Source organism: Endozoicomonas sp. SESOKO3, from assembly GCF_024606255.1.
This window is the reverse complement of the sequence record NZ_JAHHPR010000163.1, coordinates 1-1,368: the sequence shown is the minus strand read 5'-3', so window position 1 is coordinate 1,368 and position 1,368 is coordinate 1. Positions and strand designations below refer to the sequence as shown.

The following is a 1,368-nucleotide window of genomic DNA, read 5'->3' as shown; positions in this document are numbered from 1 at the left end:
CTGTTCGTCTGCACTGGCATCATCCCTGTAGTCTTCAATGTTGAGCTGATGGGCAATTTCATTGTTTTTGATTCTTTGGACACCTTCATCGTCGCAGATTTCATTGGCTTCTTCCCGTAATGCCTCAATTCTGGCGATTAGAGCATGTTTCAGGTAAGACAGGCTGGCACTGTTTTCAAATCTTACCTGCAGATCACTGGCCAGTTTAGCTATGAAAGTTTTGCCTCTTTCTTTAGCAGCAGTGTGTTCGTGAGGGTAGATATTCAGCTCATCCTCTACAGCGATAAGATAAGCTGCCTGTTGTTCTCTGGCTCGCTGTTCCGATTCTTCGACTTTAAAGGCAAGACGTGCATGGATGGAGTTGAGTCTGATATCTCTGCCTTCGAGATCCTCAAGAGCTGTGCTGTGATCCTCCCAGAGGATCTCATCCATCTTATCCAGTTCATAGGGTGAGATATTACCGCCATCAAGCCTTTTACGGATTCTTTCAAGCCTTGCTGCTTTGTCGCCACCTTCATCGATTTTGATGTTGAATAATCTTTCTAAGCTTTGCAGTATGACCAAGGCCTCTTCCTTTGGCCTCCTGGCTTCTATGATGTGTATCCGCAGGTAATAAGAGATGTGCATGCGATGTAAATAGACATCGTCTTTTTCACTGAGGCTGGTCTCATCCAGGGCTCTTTCCACAGCTCTCAATGTCTCAAGTACTTCAGGTCTGGCTTTGGGACGGTTCGGTGTTTTGGTGTTTTTCAGATCCGCCAAGTCTTGACGGAGCCTTTTAACCTCAGCCTCCTGTAGCTGATTGAGGTTTACTGCCCTGTGATTTTCCTTAATACATTGAGTGGCCATTGCCCTTGTTTCACGTGCTGTCTTTGATATTTCGGCAAGTTCAGCCTCTTTTACCTGCAACTTTTCCAGCTTGCTTTCCATCTCAAACAGTTGCCCGGTAATGTCACCCATCAATTTGGAAGCAAAGCGTTCGTCTTCGGCAAAAGGATCTCCAGTCACTTCGGCGGCAATGGGTATGACTTTCTGAATATTCTGGAAAAAATACCGGTTAGCCAGAAGGTTTCTAAGTGTGGGTTTAAAGACGAAATGTTTTGCAAGTTGCATATGCATCCAGGTTGGCGTGATGAACGACGAAGCGGCTCTGATGTGTGGTATTGTGAATTCAAATTCATCTGCTCCATCTGAGCTGGCACTGGTCAATGCCTGCTGAAGAGATTCATAGAATGCAAGCGTCACCAGTTTATCTTCGAATGCGGCTATTGTTTGTTCATTAGCATTGTGCTCGGCAGCTAAAGTCTCCAGCAGTGCCATCTGCCTGCTTCGAATGACGTGCTGGTAGCTTTTGACCTTGTCTTTTTT

Annotated in this window: 1 protein-coding gene; it reads right to left on the bottom strand. The window is 45.7% G+C overall.

The genetic code is table 11. The features are described from left to right. On the bottom strand, positions 1–1,368 hold a 1,368-nt coding region (locus tag KDK18_RS02715; protein ID WP_257253019.1), incomplete at both ends, for a hypothetical protein.